This window comes from uncultured Tateyamaria sp. (genome assembly GCF_947497045.1).
Lineage (GTDB): Bacteria > Pseudomonadota > Alphaproteobacteria > Rhodobacterales > Rhodobacteraceae > Tateyamaria.
This window is the reverse complement of record NZ_CANMEU010000006.1, coordinates 194,505-210,372: the sequence shown is the minus strand read 5'-3', so window position 1 is coordinate 210,372 and position 15,868 is coordinate 194,505. Positions and strand designations below refer to the sequence as shown.

The 15,868-nt window shown below is 57.3% G+C and carries 15 protein-coding genes and 1 pseudogene; 10 read left to right on the top strand and 6 right to left on the bottom strand.

Annotated elements, in window-relative coordinates:
- Nucleotides 1–248: 248 nt before the first annotated feature.
- Complete coding sequence (locus Q0859_RS14145) at nucleotides 249–527, bottom strand: hypothetical protein (RefSeq protein ID WP_299152121.1); 279 nt, start codon at nucleotides 525–527, stop codon at nucleotides 249–251.
- A gap of 111 nt (nucleotides 528–638) precedes the next feature.
- Between Q0859_RS14145 and Q0859_RS14140 the strand changes: the two genes are divergently transcribed.
- The gene (locus tag Q0859_RS14140; protein WP_299152120.1) at nucleotides 639–1,052 is read left to right on the top strand and encodes an Rrf2 family transcriptional regulator; all 414 of its coding nucleotides are present in this window, start codon (nucleotides 639–641) and stop codon (nucleotides 1,050–1,052) included.
- Between the two features lie 266 nt (nucleotides 1,053–1,318).
- On the opposite strand, the gene Q0859_RS14135 is transcribed toward Q0859_RS14140, so the two are convergent.
- Both Q0859_RS14135 and Q0859_RS14130 read right to left on the bottom strand, forming a co-directional pair.
- Nucleotides 1,319–2,125, bottom strand: a complete 807-nt coding sequence (locus Q0859_RS14135; RefSeq protein ID WP_299152119.1) for a carbohydrate-binding family 9-like protein — start codon at nucleotides 2,123–2,125, stop codon at nucleotides 1,319–1,321.
- Nucleotides 2,126–2,247: 122 nt separating this feature from the next.
- Complete coding sequence (locus Q0859_RS14130) at nucleotides 2,248–3,162, bottom strand: helix-turn-helix domain-containing protein (protein WP_299152118.1); 915 nt, start codon at nucleotides 3,160–3,162, stop codon at nucleotides 2,248–2,250.
- Between the two features lie 127 nt (nucleotides 3,163–3,289).
- Here Q0859_RS14130 and Q0859_RS14125 point away from each other — a divergent pair.
- From Q0859_RS14125 to Q0859_RS14115, 3 genes and pseudogenes are all read left to right on the top strand, one after another.
- Nucleotides 3,290–4,063 (top strand): annotated as a pseudogene (locus tag Q0859_RS14125) (amino acid ABC transporter substrate-binding protein); the annotation flags it as partial.
- A 14-nt stretch (nucleotides 4,064–4,077) separates the two neighbouring features.
- Nucleotides 4,078–5,163, top strand: coding sequence for an amino acid ABC transporter permease (locus tag Q0859_RS14120; RefSeq protein ID WP_299152116.1), 1,086 nt, complete (start codon nucleotides 4,078–4,080; stop codon nucleotides 5,161–5,163).
- A gap of 14 nt (nucleotides 5,164–5,177) precedes the next feature.
- Nucleotides 5,178–5,921, top strand: a complete 744-nt coding sequence (locus tag Q0859_RS14115) for a gamma-glutamyl-gamma-aminobutyrate hydrolase family protein (RefSeq protein WP_299152115.1) — start codon at nucleotides 5,178–5,180, stop codon at nucleotides 5,919–5,921.
- 307 nt (nucleotides 5,922–6,228) lie between these two features.
- Here Q0859_RS14115 and Q0859_RS14110 read toward each other — a convergent pair whose 3' ends face one another.
- Nucleotides 6,229–7,227, bottom strand: coding sequence for an MBL fold metallo-hydrolase (locus Q0859_RS14110; protein ID WP_299152114.1), 999 nt, complete (start codon nucleotides 7,225–7,227; stop codon nucleotides 6,229–6,231).
- 117 nt (nucleotides 7,228–7,344) lie between these two features.
- Here Q0859_RS14110 and Q0859_RS14105 point away from each other — a divergent pair, with 117 nt between their 5' ends.
- The 6 genes from Q0859_RS14105 (at nucleotide 7,345) to Q0859_RS14080 (ending at nucleotide 13,671) form a co-directional block, all read left to right on the top strand.
- Nucleotides 7,345–8,913, top strand: a complete 1,569-nt coding sequence (locus Q0859_RS14105; RefSeq protein ID WP_299152113.1) for an ABC transporter substrate-binding protein — start codon at nucleotides 7,345–7,347, stop codon at nucleotides 8,911–8,913.
- A gap of 164 nt (nucleotides 8,914–9,077) precedes the next feature.
- Nucleotides 9,078–9,614, top strand: coding sequence for an AAA family ATPase (locus Q0859_RS14100; protein ID WP_299152111.1), 537 nt, complete (start codon nucleotides 9,078–9,080; stop codon nucleotides 9,612–9,614).
- 174 nt (nucleotides 9,615–9,788) lie between these two features.
- Nucleotides 9,789–10,769 carry an ABC transporter permease gene (locus tag Q0859_RS14095; RefSeq protein WP_299152110.1) on the top strand — a complete coding sequence of 327 codons (981 nt, stop codon included), beginning with the start codon at nucleotides 9,789–9,791 and terminating at the stop codon, nucleotides 10,767–10,769.
- Between the two features lie 3 nt (nucleotides 10,770–10,772).
- Complete coding sequence (locus tag Q0859_RS14090) at nucleotides 10,773–11,726, top strand: ABC transporter permease (RefSeq protein ID WP_299152109.1); 954 nt, start codon at nucleotides 10,773–10,775, stop codon at nucleotides 11,724–11,726.
- Nucleotides 11,723–12,700 (top strand): ABC transporter ATP-binding protein, encoded by a 978-nt coding sequence (locus tag Q0859_RS14085; RefSeq protein WP_299152108.1) that lies wholly within the window; start codon nucleotides 11,723–11,725, stop codon nucleotides 12,698–12,700. Before Q0859_RS14090 ends, Q0859_RS14085 begins: the two co-directional genes overlap by 4 nt.
- Nucleotides 12,700–13,671, top strand: coding sequence for an oligopeptide/dipeptide ABC transporter ATP-binding protein (locus tag Q0859_RS14080; protein ID WP_299152107.1), 972 nt, complete (start codon nucleotides 12,700–12,702; stop codon nucleotides 13,669–13,671). The genes Q0859_RS14085 and Q0859_RS14080 overlap by 1 nt, the downstream gene beginning before the upstream one ends.
- 87 nt (nucleotides 13,672–13,758) lie before the next feature.
- On the opposite strand, the gene Q0859_RS14075 is transcribed toward Q0859_RS14080, so the two are convergent.
- Together Q0859_RS14075 and Q0859_RS14070 are read right to left on the bottom strand one after the other, a co-directional pair.
- On the bottom strand, nucleotides 13,759–14,988 hold the full coding sequence (locus Q0859_RS14075; RefSeq protein ID WP_299152106.1) for an MFS transporter: 1,230 nt from the start codon (nucleotides 14,986–14,988) through the stop codon (nucleotides 13,759–13,761).
- A 3-nt stretch (nucleotides 14,989–14,991) separates the two neighbouring features.
- Complete coding sequence (locus Q0859_RS14070) at nucleotides 14,992–15,864, bottom strand: hypothetical protein (protein ID WP_299152105.1); 873 nt, start codon at nucleotides 15,862–15,864, stop codon at nucleotides 14,992–14,994.
- Nucleotides 15,865–15,868: the final 4 nt, after the last annotated feature.

Here is a 15,868-nt window from a genome sequence, read left to right as displayed (position 1 = left end):
CCGCCTACGATACTTCATCTCTCACACTCCATCTTTCCAAAAAGAGTAAAGTGTTGCGCTCACCCGTTGAAACCGCCGGACTTTGCTGACGTTCGCGGCACCTGCTCCAATGGCCGCATTCAAGCATCAATGATGTATCGAGTTCAAAGTGCTCTGCCGTTGATGTAACACCAGAGAGAACAATGCATGCATTGGAAGATGTTGAAAAACTGGAGCCGTCTGTGGACAATTGGGCAACTACCTCGATTTCAAAAGTTCATTCTAAATTTGTGTGAATTATGATCGAATTTTTCAGACGGCGTATTTTCATACTGAGATGGCAACAAGCGCATACAAGTGCCGCGCGCGGCAACGACCCGCGTGCAGTGATAATATTCCGTAGCCTGAAGATCAGCGGCGATACTCGGCACCGCGAGGTTGACCACCGTGACGTCCAGCAGCGTGACAAATGCTGCGAGCAGAAGAGCGCAGACAGCTGTCCACTGCGCGCCTGTGGCGTGCGATTGGTCTGATTGCGGGGTGGACATGGAGCCTCCAGTTCGATCAAGTCACGTGATCTATATTGTCACGTGACTTGCAATGTCAATCTCACGTGCTGACAATTGTCACGAGAAACTGGATGAGATACAGTTGGCCACATGAGAACAGACAACAGGCTCCCCCGTGTCCTGCACATCTTGCTCCATCTCGATGAAATCGATGAGCCGGTGACGTCCGAGCGCATGGGCGAGATGTTCGGTATGGACGCTTCACTGGTCCGTCGCACCATGGGTGGCCTGCGAAAACATGGGCTTGTGGCGTCGATCAAAGGGCATGGCGGTGGATGGCACCTACAGCGCCCGACTGCCGAGATCAGCCTTTTAGAAGTCTACACCGCACTCGGCTCACCTAACGTCTTTGCTATCGGCGCGCCGGAGCCTTCCTCACCTTGCTTGCTGGAACACGCGGCAAGCGACGCAACCAGAGCCGCTTTGGCGGCCGCACGTCGCCTATTTGAGGAGGAGCTTAACGGTGTGTCCGTGACAGACTTGGCCAATCGGGTGAAGACTTAGATGCCCTCTTTAGTTCACGCCGCCGACCCACCAAAACTCTCATTTTCAGAGACGGCCCAAAGCCGACCTTAACGCGTCCTCAACCCTGCTGCAGTGCAGCCCGTCAGAGCCGCCATTCGCTGCGTTTGCAAGATTTGGTGGTGGGTGAATTCACACTTAGCGGACAAAGGCAACGTTTACATTTCGAATGAGAGCGCCCGCATCCGGACGGCTGCGGTCATTCAATGCTGTAAGAGCTTACTGTGGGATCATGCCAAGATTATCGTTCAACCTTCGACGAACCTCACGACCGGAAACTGTTCAGGTTGATGAGTGTCATACTTCCCATGTGGTTTGAGCACCCAAGCCGGGTGAGGGCTAATTTCCTGTCCGGCATTCATCAACTTTTGAAACCTGCCAAAGAAGATTTTCCATTCATCGCCATTCTTTGGCGGAAGTGATCGACCATTGGCGAGCCAGTGCAAGCTCTTCCATGGGATGGCGATCTCGGCCGTCCAGCCCTTGTCTACGTGATCCGGATCGTTGATCTTCCCCTGCACTTGTACGCCGACCTGCAGCCCCTCCATGTCGTAGTTCCGGAAAGCCCAACGGGTGCCGCGCGGATGCGTGCCATCCCAAAAGGACTCCGGTTGACGATCAAAGTCACCACCGAAGGAATAGGCGTGTTGGTCAATCAGGTCGAACTCAGGAGCATCGAATTTGTCACCGCGCTTGTACGCATCCCGCCAAATGAACATCATCTCATAAATCGTTCCGAGGGCGTTTAGCTCCAGCTCGTAATAGCAGTCCCCGCCGTCAATGAAGATCTCGACATCGTTCTCCTGGAAAATGATGTCATCCCGCTCGGTGAGCTCTGCGGACACAAAGGGTTCTTCAACCCAAAAGGCAACATAGAGGTTTTCGTCATCCCAAAGACAGGCTGAGCGAGTGTCGTAAAAGGCCGGTCCACCTGTTGCCATGTCGACAAACCGCTTGGATTTCTCGGCGGAAGCCGAAACGGGCTTGCTCAAATCACCATCGATCTCGAATGGTGTTCCGGCTTTGTGTGCAACATAGTCTGGGGAGGTCGTCATCGGATTGGCACCACTCGATAGGATTTTGCCTTACATAAGTATTACCAACTCCTGCTGTCTTACGATTTTTACTACAAAAGTTCCGAGATTTGCTAATCGGTGCTACCAGACCGACTGGTGTGTCATGTCGCGATGAGGTCATTCTGCACGGCAGCTTGGTTCGGATTTTTTCGAAACGCCGCAGGAGACACGCCCACATAGCTCTGGAAGCACTCATAGAATGAGGAAAGCGAACCGAAACCACAGTCCATCGCAATTGTAAGGATTTTCTGGTCAGTTTCGATGAGAAGCATCTTCGCATGCACGATCCGCATATCGCGGATGTGTTCCATTATCGTCCGGCCAAGGAGTTTGCTGAATAACGAAACAGCATAGCTCTGCGAAACACCTGCTGATGCCGCCACATCAGCAATCGTAATCCGGGTGACAAAGTGGACCGCGACAAATCTCAGCATCTTCTCAAAATGCTGGATGGCATTGCCACCGATCAAGTTAGGCGGAACATTTGAGGGAGGCGCGCGAAGCGTGTCCCAACCTTCCAGGGCCATTCTTGCAAGGCGCGCACTGACCTCTTGTGCGTGCAGCCGCTGCCACGCGAGGCCTGGGATGTCACGTTCATCAGCAAGACGTTTCGCGAAGGTCACATCACCCTTGGTCTTGGCCTTCGTCGCCAGCACGCCGCCGCTCAAAATTGCGTTCACAAACCCAGCCGGAAGCGACCATTGAAGGAACTCCGACAAAGACACGTAGATGTTTGTCATGATGCCCGTATCACGAACGCGCAGGTTGCTATGAGGGTGAGCGGCCCAAAAGATGCAGAACCGTTCGCGTGGTATCTCGATCTCATCTCCTGAAAAGGAATAGGTCATGTCGCATCCCATTAGGAAATTGATCTCAATCGATGGGTGAAAATGGGCGGGTTCTGGTGTCGCACTCGGCTGTCGCCGTTGGACAGAGATACCACGGTCGCTGGCCAGCATATCCCAATCAATATGATCAGGTTGTTCCAAACTGTTTGTGTCGAGCGCCTGTGCCAAGTGCAGAGTCCCAAGAGATTAGCGCCTGATCAGTTTGGCATATTCTGGAAATTTAATACAATATCCCGGAAGAACTAAGGCGATCGTCTGGCTTCCATAGGTCTCGAACTAACAGGGAGCTAGAAAAATGAAACTCAAATCCACAACAAGTATTCTCGTGGCTGCGGCAGCGCCAATCGCGTTCGCTGCGTCAATGGCGAGTGCGACGACACTCGAAGATGTCCGCGAAGCCGGACAACTGAAGTGCGGCATTCACGAAGGTCTTGCCGGCTTTGCCGCACCGGACGCCAACCGACAATGGCAAGGTCTTGATGTTGATATTTGCCGTGCCGTTGCCGCTGTGGTCTTTGGCGATTCAGAAGCCGTCGAATACATCCCCGTCACAGGTGCGACACGTTTCACAGCACTGGCGTCCGGCGAAATCGACATGCTGGCACGGACAACTACATGGACATTCTCGCGCGATACCGACCTCAAGAATGAGTTTGTCGGCATCAACTTCTATGATGGCCAAGGCTTCATGGTGCCAAAGGCGCTTGGTGTCTCATCGGCACTTGAACTGGATAGTACAACAATCTGTGTGAACACTGGCACAACTACGGAGCTGAACGTCGCTGACTACTTCCGTGGCAACGGCATGACCTGCGAACCAGTGCCTCTTGAAACAGACGCAGAAGCGCAACAGCAATTCCTGTCTGGGTCCTGCGACGTCTTCACAGGCGACGCCTCCGGTCTGGCTGCAAACCGGGCAACCTTCCCAAATCCTGATGATTATGTGGTCCTTCCAGAAATCATCTCCAAAGAGCCGCTTGGACCAGCAGTGCGCCACGGCGACAGCGAGTGGGAAGACATCGTGCGTTGGTCGCTTAATGCACTTATCACGGCTGAAGAGCTTGGCGTGATGCGACGGCATCCATGCAACTTTTTGACTCTGTCGCAGTGACAGCGCGTGGGGCCTATGTCCCTCGGGTCGCCTTCACCAACTCACTGAGCGGAAGTGAGGCTATCGCTCCGCGCGATGGGCTCGCTGCGGTAGCTTCCGGTGGTGCAGACTGGGCTGTTATCTTCGCAACATTTGCATTTGGCCTGATGATCAGCATCGGCATCAAGGCCTTTGCTGATCTCAAGCAAACGACGACAGGACAGCGACCCGTGACCTGGTACTGGCAGGCCGCAGTGCTCACCTTGCCAGTCGCGGTCGTGCTCTATGCCGCCGCTCGGCTGATCGGACATCTTATTGGTCCGACCCTGACTGGACTGGCAACACTTGCCCTTCTGGTTAGCTTCTTCTGGTTCGTGCTGATCCCACTTGTTGGGATCATGGAAGCGGACGTATCCCTGAGCATTCGACCTGTTGCATCACGCGAATTTGGCGGTTTCATGTTGGCAGCGACTATTGGTCTGTCAGCAATTGTGCTGTCGCTGCCACTTGGAGTTCTGCTGGCTCTTGCCCGTCAGTCTGACTTACCTCTCATCAAGTGGTCGGCAATCGTCTTCATTGAAGTCGTGCGCGGGGTCCCCCTGATCGTGTGGCTCTTCACAGCGCAGCTATTGCTCAACTACTTCCTGCCGCCTGGAACCAGCTTTGATCTGACGTTGCGCGTCATCATCATGGTGACCCTGTTTGCTGCAGCCTACATCGCCGAGGTCATACGCGGGGGTCTCGCAGCCTTGCCAAATGGCCAATACGAGGGTGCTGGCAGTCTCGGTTTGAGCTACTGGCAGTTAATGCGTCTGATCATTCTGCCGCAAGCTTTGAAGATATCAATCCCCGGCATCGTCAACGAATTTATAGGGCTCTTCAAAGATACCACCCATGTCGTTTTTATCGGATTGCTCGACCCAATCGGTGTGACTCGGGCCATCCGAGCAACGCCAGAATGGAACGGCATCTATTGGGAACTGTTCATCTTTGTCGGGCTTCTTTTCTACGTCGTTTGCTATGCGATGGCGCGATATTCTCTTCACCTCCAAAACCTGCTGCGCAGGGACAACCACTGACGGAAAAACACCTCATGCAACCCATCGTCGCCATCGTCGCTGACACTCGCGAATTCGACAACGAAGACTGGCATTGCGTGCCGGACCAGTACATGGATGCGCTATCGAAGGTCGCCAAAGTCCTGCCGATCTTCATACCGGCTTTGGGGGACTTCGTGGATCACGCGTCCTTGCTGGATCGGGTCGATGGCGTGATGCTGACGGGATCGAAGGCGAATGTGCATCCATCCTACTTTGGTGTTGAGCCTGACTCGCGATATGAGCCTTACGATTTGAGGCGCGACGCGACATCTTTATTATTGGTGACTGCATGCATCGACAAGGGCGTGCCTCTCCTTGCACTTTGTCGTGGAATTCAAGAGCTCAACGTGGCGCTCGGAGGCTCACTTCGCCCCCTCATCCATGAAGAACCAGACCGACTGGATCATAGGGCTGCAGATGTTCTTGATCGGGACAAGCAGTTCGAGATTAATCAAGATGTGACAGCACGCGAGGGTGGATGCATCGCCGAAATTCTCGGGCCAGAGTTCAGAACCAATTCGCTGCACAGCCAAGCTCTTGATCACGTATCACCGCGCCTTCAGGTCGAGGCAACCGCGTCCGATGGGACTGTCGAAGCTGTTTCAGTAAGAGATGCCAAGAGTTTTGCAATCGGTGTTCAGTGGCATCCCGAGTATTGGGCAGAAACCGACAGCGCATCGCGGGCAATCTTCGAGGCATTCGGTCATGCAGTACGAGCGCATCAGGGGTCGCGTTAGTCGCTAAATAATGGCCCGTTTTGGTTAGAATCCAGTCAGTCTTGCAGTTTGCAGCATCAGTCGCTATGGGCTCACTGCGGACATCCAGCCGTCCATCTTCTTACCCGCCTACCAGCAGCTCGAAAGCCCGGTCATATCCGCGGGCACCACCAGCAGCGCCTCCTCGCCCGGCGGGGTGCTGTCTTCGCCGGCCACCCGGCTCACGTCTTTAGAGGTTTGACAAGCGGACAATGTGAGCTCTCGGGATTATTCTGCGAATAATGCTTCTGGCTCGATATCCCGGAGGTTGACTTTGTGCCGCAGGGTATCAGCGTATCTGAATACCAAAGCAATCAAACTTATGATTCTGAAATCGTCTACCCCAAGGATCTGTGCAACTGACAGCCTTGCTCGCACCGGACAATACCGCCTGCACCCCGGCAAGCATTTCAGGCAACAGATCCTTGTCCAACCATGTTGGACCGTGGCTGGGCATGATATGGTCAAAATCATCAAAATGCACCATCAGTCTTTGGTAGCTCTTGGCCAAGTCATGGACGTTGCCCCCGGGCAAATGTGACCAGACGCCGCCTAACAGGACGATATCACTGGAGCACAGAATTCGTCGATAGCGATCCAGCAAACAAAAATTGTCGACTGCTTCACCAGGGGTGAAGAGCACTTCCAGTTGTGATCCGCCAATGTCAATTTGATCACCGTCTTGTAGCCAGCGGCTGACAGTAAATGGCTGTAGGATGGCCGAATGAGCATCAAAATGCTCAGGTAATGGTCCCTCCACCAGACCATCACACAATATTTCGAATTGATACTCAGTTGAGGATACCCCATGTTCTGCAATCCGGCGCGTAACGGGGTGATCAAACATGGCTACGTTATCAAACTGATAATTGGCTCCGAGATGGTCAAGATGCGTGTGGGTATTCACGACCAAAACCGGCTTGTCTGTAAGTCTTTCAACCAAAGGTCGCAAATTGCCTATTCCACAGCCGGTATCTATTAGAAGAGCGACTTGTGTGCCAATGATCAATGTAAGCGTTGTACCTTCGTAGTGCCGGGGCTCGTGAATGACGAAGATATCTGATGTGATACGGTAAGCTTCAAACCAAGGTTCGTCTTTGCATACACGCTCGAACGACTCAAATCCCGGTCTACCATCTTCCTTCATCTCAAATAGTCCTGTTTTCGGAGGATCAACCCGATGCTCGGCTATACTGTTGTCCATATTATATGAGGTTTGCTGAAGAGTCATACTCTGCATTAACTGAGCGCCGAAGCAGACCTTCATACATCGAGCGGTATCGGTCAAAGAGGGCTCAAACCCTCCAGACGCTCAACCTCACCACCCGACCCCCGCCCCCCTTCCCTTTTTGCGCGCACTCCGCTCTAGTGTTCGCAACTGCACGCGCGCGTTTCAAAGGAAAGGATGCCCATGATCCGCTACATTCTCCCCGTTGCCATCGGCCTGTCGGCTGCCCCCGCCATGGCCGAAACCTTCAAGTGGGCCGAAACGACAGACCCGCAGACGATGGACCCCCATGCGGTCAACTCGGCCCCAGTCTTGGGCTTCTTGAACAACGTCTATGAAGGCCTTGTGCGCCGGGGAAAGGACATGGCCATCGAGCCCGCACTTGCCACGGCCTGGGAGCCGATTGGCGAGGGTGAGGGCTGGCGGTTCACCTTGCGCCAAGGTGTGACGTTCCATGACGGGGCCGCATTCGATGCGGATGATGTGATTTTCAGCTACACCCGTGCCAGCGACGAATCCTCGGACACGCGCAGCTGGTTTGCGCCAGTCTCGGAGGTGATCAAGGTCGATGCCTATACGGTCGATATTATGACCTCGGCCCCCAACCCGATCTTTCCCGACAGCATCGCCAACTGGATGATCATGGACAGCGGATGGGCCGAAGCAAACGCCACCACCCTGCCCGACAAGGAAAACGGCAACTACGCCACGCTTAACACCAACGGCACGGGGGCCTTCCGCGTGACCGACCGCCAGCCGGGCCTCACGACCGTGCTGGAACCCTTTGACGGGTGGTGGGATGAGGCAACTCACAACATCACCCGCGCCGAACTGACGCCGATCCAGAACCCGGCGACGGCTGTTGCGGCGTTGTTGTCAGGCGATGTGGACCTGATCAACCCAGTGCCGATTCAGGATACCGCACGGCTGGCGGCCAACGACGCGGTGAAGGTTATTCAGGGGATCGAGGCACGCGTCATCATGCTTGGCTTCCCGCACGAGGCCGACAGCCTGAAATACTCGGCAGAAACCACCGACGCGAACCCCTTTGCAGACGTACGGGTGCGCAAGGCCGTGGCCCAGGCGGTGAATGTGCCGGCCATCCTGCAAACCATCATGCGCGGCAATGCCGAAGCGGCCAGCCAGTTGGTCAGCCCCGCCATGCGCGGGTTTTCGACCGGCCTGGCCGAGCGCCCCGCCTATGACGTGGACGCCGCCAAGGCGCTGCTGGCCGAAGCGGGCTATGAGACCGGGTTTTCCTTCGGTCTCAAGTGCCCCAACGACCGCTACCTGAATGACGAGGCAGTGTGTCAGGCAATCACCGGCATGCTGGCACAGGTCGGGATCACTGCGGTGCTGGATGCAATGCCCGTGCAGAACTACTGGCCCGAACTGCGCGAAGACAATTACGACATGTACCTGCTTGGCTGGTCGCCGGGCACATTTGATGCCGAACATCCGATCCGTTTCCTTGCCGCGACCCCGAACGAGGAAAAGAAGCTGGGATCCTGGAACTTTGGCGGATATTCAAACGCACGGGTGGACGAACTGCTGCCCCTGATCCAGTCCGAGATCGACGATGCAAAGCGTCAGGCGATGCTGGATGAGGTCACGCAGGTTTTGCAGGGCGAGGTCGCCTATGTGCCGCTTTACGTGCAGCCACTGGTGTGGGGCGCACAAGCGAATGTGGACCTGACGCAACGCCCCGATAACTTCTTTATCCTGCGGTGGGTGACGGTGAATTGAGGCGGGGCTCTTGCCTATCAAAGGATGGGAGCGGGTGCGATGCACTCGCTGCCGTCTCGTTAGGTTGCGCTGCGTCTGATGGCGGCTTTGAGCCCAAGTTGCTTCTTTCGGCATTGCAGCATCAAATGGATTGAAGATGATGGGACCGCAAAGGGGTAGTCGATTTGAGCCGAAGATTTGTCCTGCTGACTGGGTGTTCTGGCGGTGGGAAATCAACCTTGTTGAAGGCTTTGAAAGAGCGCGGATTTGCGACAGTCAAAGAGCCGGGCCGCCGCATCGTTTCGGATGAACTTGCGACAGGGGGAAAGGCCTTGCCATGGGTGGATATGAAAGCGTTCGCTCTGCGCGCAATCGAGATGGCCAAGTCCGACTTGCAGGACGCGCAAAACTCTGATGGCATTGTCTTCTTTGACCGTGGTTTGATCGACGCGGCTATCGCTTTGGCCCATTCAGGCGGTCAAGGGATTGAAGAAACACTGGGAGAAACCCAAGCATACTGGAAGCGCGTTTTCGTGGTCCCGCCCTGGACGGAGCTGTTTGCCAATGACGCCGAACGACAGCATAGTTTTGAAGCGGCAGTGCAGGAACACCTCCGCATCGAGCAGGCGTTGGACGCACTTGGCTACACGAGAATGGAGTTGCCAAAGGTATCTGTTCGAGAACGGGCCGAAATTGTGCTGAAGGAGTGCGGCGCACTTTAGATTGGAGGTCCGCTTCGTCCGCATAGTAGCCAAACACTACACTTCGATCCCCTTACACCTCAGCACCCGCTCATCGCGACCGCCTCAATCAAACCGCAACATTTCCCCTACTTCCCCCGCATTTACCACAATCCCCACCTTGACCCCGCCGCCTACTCCCTATCTGCTCAGCTCATGCTCGCCTACATCATCCAACGCATCGGCCAAAGCGCACTTGTCCTTCTGATTGTCGGGCTTGTCGCCTTTTCCATGTTCCGTTTCGTGGGCGATCCCATCGATAACATGCTGGGCCAGGAACGCACACAGGAAGACATTGACCGGCTGCGCGGGCAGCTTGGCCTCGATCAGCCGTTCGTCATGCAATATGTCAAATTTCTCGGCGGCGCGGTGCAGGGCAATTTCGGGGTCAGCTATCGCCAGGGGCGGCCTGTGTCCGAAATCCTGCTGGAGCGTGCGCCAGCGACGTTGGAACTGGCCGCTGTCAGCGGGTTTCTCGCCATCTCCATCGGGATCGGGTTGGGCGTTTTCACCGCCATCCGGCGCAACGGGATTACGGCCAACGTGATCATGTCCGCCTCGCTGATCGGGGTGTCCCTGCCCACCTTCCTGATCGGGATATTGCTGATCTATCTGTTTTCGGTCGAGCTGGGCTGGCTACCCAGTTTCGGACGTGGCGAGACCGTCAAGATTGGCAACTGGTCCACAGGGTTCCTGACCGAAACGGGGCTCAAGGCACTGATATTGCCATCAATTACCCTTGGTCTTTACCAGATGACACTGATCATGCGGCTTGTGCGTTCCGAGATGCTTGAGGTGCTGCGTCAGGACTATATCCGCTTTGCCCGCGCCCGGGGCCTGCGCGAACGGGCGGTGAATTTCCGCCATGCGCTCAAGAACACGCTGGTGCCGGTGATCACGGTCACAGGGCTGCAACTGGGGTCGATCATCGCGTTCGCGATCATCACCGAGACGGTATTTCAGTGGCCCGGTGTGGGTCTGCTGTTCATCAACGCGATCCAGTTTGTCGATATCCCGGTGATGGCCGCCTATCTCATGCTGATTTCGGTGATGTTCGTCGGCATCAACCTGATCGTGGACCTGCTTTATTTTGCCATTGACCCGCGCCTGCGCGTTGATCGGACCGGAGGGCATTAAGCCATGGTCGACACCCCCCTTTCCGACAGCGCGGCCAAAGATCCGTCACGACTGCGCCTCGCGCTACAATCGGATTTTATCTACCAGTTCAAACGCTCGCCCGTGGCGGTCGTCAGTTTTGCGATCACGCTGCTGCTGGTGCTGAGCGCCATCTTTGCTCCCCTGATCGCGCCTTATGACCCGTTTGATCCCGGCTCACTGAACCTGATGAACGGGTTTTCCGCCCCGATGACCCCCAACGCTTTCACCGGCGACAGCTTTTGGCTGGGCACGGATGATCAGGGGCGCGATGTGTTTTCCACGATCCTTTATGGCATGCGCATATCGCTGTTCGTAGGGGCCGCTGCGGTGGCCTTTGCGATGGTGCTGGGCATCACGCTTGGGCTGCTCGCAGGCTATGTGGGCGGCTGGACCGAAACGATCATCATGCGCATTGCAGACGTGCAGCTGACCTTTCCCAGTATCCTTGTGGCGATGCTGATCTTTGGTGTGGCCAAGGGGGTCACTCCGGTCGAATACCGTGACCAGATGGCGATCTGGGTGCTGATCATCGCCATTGGCCTGTCCGATTGGGTGCAGTTCGCACGGGTCGTGCGGGGGGCCACGCTGGTCGAAAAGAACAAGGAATACGTGGCCGCCGCCAAGCTGATCGGGCGCACCGGCCCTGCAATCATGCTGCGCCACATCCTGCCCAATGTACTGAGCCCTGTGCTGGTGATCGCGACGATCTCGCTGGCACTGGCGATCATCGCCGAGGCCACACTGTCCTTCCTCGGCGTCGGCGCACCGCCCACACAACCCTCGCTTGGTACACTCATTCGGATCGGCCAAGGCTTCCTGTTCTCGGGCGAGTGGTGGATCCTGCTGTTTCCGGCGCTGACGCTGCTGACATTGGCGCTGAGCGTCAATTTGCTGGGCGATTGGCTGCGTGATGCGTTGAATCCGAGGCTTAGATGACCCCCACCCTCTCCATCCACAACCTCACCGTCGACATCCCCACGCGCCACGGCACGCTACGACCCGTTCAAGACGTTTCCTATGACATTGCCCAAGGGGAAATCCTCGGCGTGGTTGGCGAGTCCGGGGCGGGCAAGTCAATGGCCGGGAACGCAGTTATCGGTCTGCTCAACCCGCCTGCCCATATCGCCTCAGGTGAAATTCATCTGAACGGCACCCGCATCGACCACCTGCAAGGCGACGACATGCGGCGGTTGCGGGGCAAGCATATCGGGATGGTGTTTCAGGATCCACTGACCTCGCTCAATCCGCTGCTCAAGATCGGGGACCAGTTGACCGAGACGATGCTGGCCCATCTCGACATCAGCCAGTCGGACGCGCGCAAGCGAGCCATCGCCGCGCTGGAAGAGGTGGGCATTCCGGGTGCCGCCCAACGGGTCGATAGCTATCCGCACCAATTTTCGGGGGGCATGCGCCAACGGGTCGTGATCGCGCTGGCCCTGTGTGCCGAGCCGAGCCTTATCATTGCGGATGAACCGACCACTGCATTGGACGTCTCCGTACAGGCGCAGATCATCGCGTTGCTGAAACGGCTCTGCCGGGATCGCGGCACCGCCGTCATGCTGATCACCCACGACATGGGCGTGATCGCCGAAGCTGCCGACCGGGTGGCGGTGATGTATGCGGGCCAACTGGCCGAGTTGGGGCCGGTGCGCGATGTGCTGACCGTGCCGCTGCACCCCTATACGGACGGGCTGATGGGCTCGACCCCGCTGGCCTCGCGGGGCAAGGCGCGGCTGCATCAGATCCCCGGTGCAATGCCGCGACTGGATACGCTGCCCGATGGGTGTGCGTTTCATCCACGCTGCCCGCGCGCGCAGGCCGATTGCACGCGAAATCCTGGCCCGACGCTGGCCGATGCTCAGGGACGTGCCGCCTGTTTTCACCCGCTTTTACGCGAGGATGTCGCTTGATGGCCTTGGTAAGTGTCTCTCATCTGACCCGCATATTTGACGTCTCCAAACCGTGGCTGAACCGGGTGATCGAACGCCAGCCAAAGGCCCTCCTGACGGCGGTATCGGACGTGTCTTTCAACATCGAAGAGCAGACGGTCTATGCGCTGGTCGGCGAATCCGGGTCGGGCAAGTCCACCATCGGCAAGATGCTGGTCGGCCTTCTTGAGCCCTCGACCGGGTCCGTGGACATTCGCGGGGTCGATCTGGCGCGCGAGACGGATGCGCAAAAGATCGACGACGTGCGGGCCGACATCCAGATGATTTTTCAGGACCCGTTTGCCTCGCTCAACCCGCGCTGGCGGGTGCGTGATATCATCGCCGAACCGGTGGCAGCGCGTGGTGGGCACACCAAAGGACTGTCCGAACGACTGCTCGAACAGGTGGGTCTCGCCGCGCGCGATGCGGGCAAGTTTCCACACGAGTTTTCAGGCGGCCAGCGCCAGCGGATCTGCATCGCGCGCGCACTGGCATCCGAGCCGAAGCTGATCGTGTGTGATGAGCCCACCAGCGCGCTGGATGTGAGCGTGCAGGCGCAGGTGCTGAATCTGATGAGCGACCTCAAGGACGAGTTTGGCCTCACCTATCTGTTCATCAGCCACGATCTGACGGTGGTCCAGCACATGGCCGACAAGATCGGGGTGCTGTATCTGGGCCGTCTGGTCGAAGAGGCGGACCCCGATACGCTGTTTGAAACGCCCAAACACCCCTACACGCAGATGCTGCTGGCTGCCGCCCCGCAACTGGATGGGTTTGGGCGCGAAGTGATCCCACCCACGGGCGAAATCCCCGACCCGATCAACCCGCCTCCCGGCTGCGCATACAATCCGCGCTGCCCACTGGCCGCAGATATTTGCCGCACCAAACGCCCTGAATTACGCCAGATTGGCACCAGCCGCGTGGCCTGCCACATGGTCGATGCCACAGATTGATACATCTGGGTTTGCATATTTGAAGAACAATGAAGTTGGAGGAACTTCCCTTTCATCGTTCAAAAAATATGCACTGCTTTCTTGGTTCTAACGCATCATTTTCAAAGATAATGCACCAGCGAGGGCTGTCAGCGTGACCAGCACGCCGATGGACATGGCCCAGCCATGCGCTTCAAAAACGCGCCCGATAGCAAATGCGCCACTGATCCCGCCAAGATAATAGCTGGCAAGGTAGAGTCCGTTGGCCGCAGCGTGGTCATGCATGGCCGTGCGACCCACATAGCCGGTGGCGACCGATTGGGCAAAGAACAGCCCGGCACCGACCAACGCCAACCCGATCAGAAACAAGGTCAGAGAGGGGGTCAGAAGCAACAGCAGCCCAAAGAGCGATGCGAGGATCGAGCCATGAAAGCTTGCCCGCGCACCATAACGTTTCACCGACGCCGCCGCGAGCGGCGTGGTCAGGATCGCAGGAACAAACACGAAATACACGAACCCGATATAGGTCTGGGGCAGCGCAAAAGGAGCCTCGGACAGGATGAAGTTGGCGTAGGTGAAGGTCGCCACAAAGACGAACAGCAAGACAAACCCGATCGCAACCATGGCGACCAGCCTGGCGTTGCTCAGGTGGTCTTTCCACGCCTCGACCACAGACCCTGTATCCTGTGCGTGACCGCTGCGCGCACCGTCCCGTCCTCCCAGATAAAGGTATGCGGCCAGTGCGCCAGTGAGGTTAAGAAGGGCAAAGCCATAAAAGCTTTCGGGCAGCCCGATATTGTCCGCAATCCCCGAGGCCAACAGCCGCCCGAACAGGTTGGAGGCCACATTGCCGGTGATATAGGCCGCCATCGCCCCGCCCACGGCTGTCAGCGAGCATTCCTCGCTGAGATATGTCAGCGTCAGCGTGAAGGCGGCGGACATGAACACGCCTTGGGCCACACGCAGAAGGGTAAAGGTGGTGAGGTCGGGTTGTTGCGCCAGCAGCATCGTGGGCAGGCTCAGCAGCGCCAGACATATCCAAATCCCGCGCTTGCGGTCGATCTTGCGCGCAAACAGCGCCACGATAAGGCTGGCCGCCGCCATGCCGATGGTCGAGGCATTGACCGCAAAGCCCATGACCGCCGGGCTGACCCCGTAAACCTCAACCAATGTGGGCAGCAGCGCCTGCGAGCCGAACAAGTCAATCAGCGTCAGAAACGCGATCAGGGCAATCATGGTTGAGCGGCGAATGACCATCGCCCGGTCTTCGGGGGATTTTTCGGTCAACGCGGGGGCCATGCCCGTCATCGCGGCCGCGGGATCGGGCATGGCCGTCATCGCTTACTCTCCGTGGCTGCCATGCGCGAGTGGACCGACGCGTTCGACACCGGCCACTTCGGAGGCCGGTTCAACCACACCGAAATAGATCACCGCAGGCCCATCACTGGTATTTTCCCACCACGCCTGGGCACCGCCCGCGACCGTCGACCCGCTCCGGGTTGCAAGGACCTTGGGGTCCGAAACGCTGTACTCGGTCACTTCACCTTCCCAGACGAAACTCTGGATCGGCTCGCCGGGTGCGGTAAAGCTGGCAAAGGTGCCGCCGGGCTCGATCGTGGTGCGATAGGTGCTGAGCACCCAGCCCTCGCCCGTACCATCGCCAAAGTGTTTGCCGATGTTGACGGACCCCAACAGCGCATGCTCCACCCTCTGATTGTCCGGGGTTTTCACATCCATTCCGGCAGGTCGCGATGCCACATCGGTGGATGCACCATCGGGCGCATAAACATCGAAGGCGATCAGATGCACCGTCTCGTCACCTTCGTTCAGCCACCAATGCGCCAGTGCGCCCTCTTCCAGGGCAAGGCCGCCCGTGTCGTGCAGCACCGGGTTCTCAGAGGTCGAGGTGTATTCGTAAATCTGCCCCGACAGGACGGTGAACACGGCGGGGCGGCTTGCGTGATCGTGGATTGGCACGATGCCCTTGTCGTTGATCGTCCAGAACCGCGTGCGCAGGTTGCGCCCGGCCAGTTCCGCGATCCCTTCATCCGCGAGCGCCGTATCGCCCAGCACCTTGTTCGAGATATCACGCGCCTGACTTGGCCCCTCAAGCCCATGAAGCACCTTGGTCTTGAGCCCGCCCAGATCGAAGGCAAAAGCCGCCGTGCCGAGCGTCGCGATTGCGAGCCCGAGTGTGATCGTGCGAATTGTCATGGTT

Excerpts from the sequence above, each read along its gene's own strand:
- Q0859_RS14145 (WP_299152121.1), bottom strand. The coding sequence starts at position 527 with ATGTCCACCCCGCAATCAGACCAATCGCACGCCACAGGCGCGCAGTGG.
- Q0859_RS14140 (WP_299152120.1), top strand. The coding sequence starts at position 639 with ATGAGAACAGACAACAGGCTCCCCCGTGTCCTGCACATCTTGCTCCAT.
- Q0859_RS14135 (WP_299152119.1), bottom strand. The coding sequence starts at position 2,125 with ATGACGACCTCCCCAGACTATGTTGCACACAAAGCCGGAACACCATTC.
- Q0859_RS14120 (WP_299152116.1), top strand. The coding sequence starts at position 4,078 with ATGCAACTTTTTGACTCTGTCGCAGTGACAGCGCGTGGGGCCTATGTC.
- Q0859_RS14115 (WP_299152115.1), top strand. The coding sequence starts at position 5,178 with ATGCAACCCATCGTCGCCATCGTCGCTGACACTCGCGAATTCGACAAC.
- Q0859_RS14105 (WP_299152113.1), top strand. The coding sequence starts at position 7,345 with ATGCCCATGATCCGCTACATTCTCCCCGTTGCCATCGGCCTGTCGGCT.
- Q0859_RS14095 (WP_299152110.1), top strand. The coding sequence starts at position 9,789 with ATGCTCGCCTACATCATCCAACGCATCGGCCAAAGCGCACTTGTCCTT.
- Q0859_RS14090 (WP_299152109.1), top strand. The coding sequence starts at position 10,773 with ATGGTCGACACCCCCCTTTCCGACAGCGCGGCCAAAGATCCGTCACGA.
- Q0859_RS14085 (WP_299152108.1), top strand. The coding sequence starts at position 11,723 with ATGACCCCCACCCTCTCCATCCACAACCTCACCGTCGACATCCCCACG.
- Q0859_RS14080 (WP_299152107.1), top strand. The coding sequence starts at position 12,700 with ATGGCCTTGGTAAGTGTCTCTCATCTGACCCGCATATTTGACGTCTCC.
- Q0859_RS14075 (WP_299152106.1), bottom strand. The coding sequence starts at position 14,988 with ATGACGGCCATGCCCGATCCCGCGGCCGCGATGACGGGCATGGCCCCC.
- Q0859_RS14070 (WP_299152105.1), bottom strand. The coding sequence starts at position 15,864 with ATGACAATTCGCACGATCACACTCGGGCTCGCAATCGCGACGCTCGGC.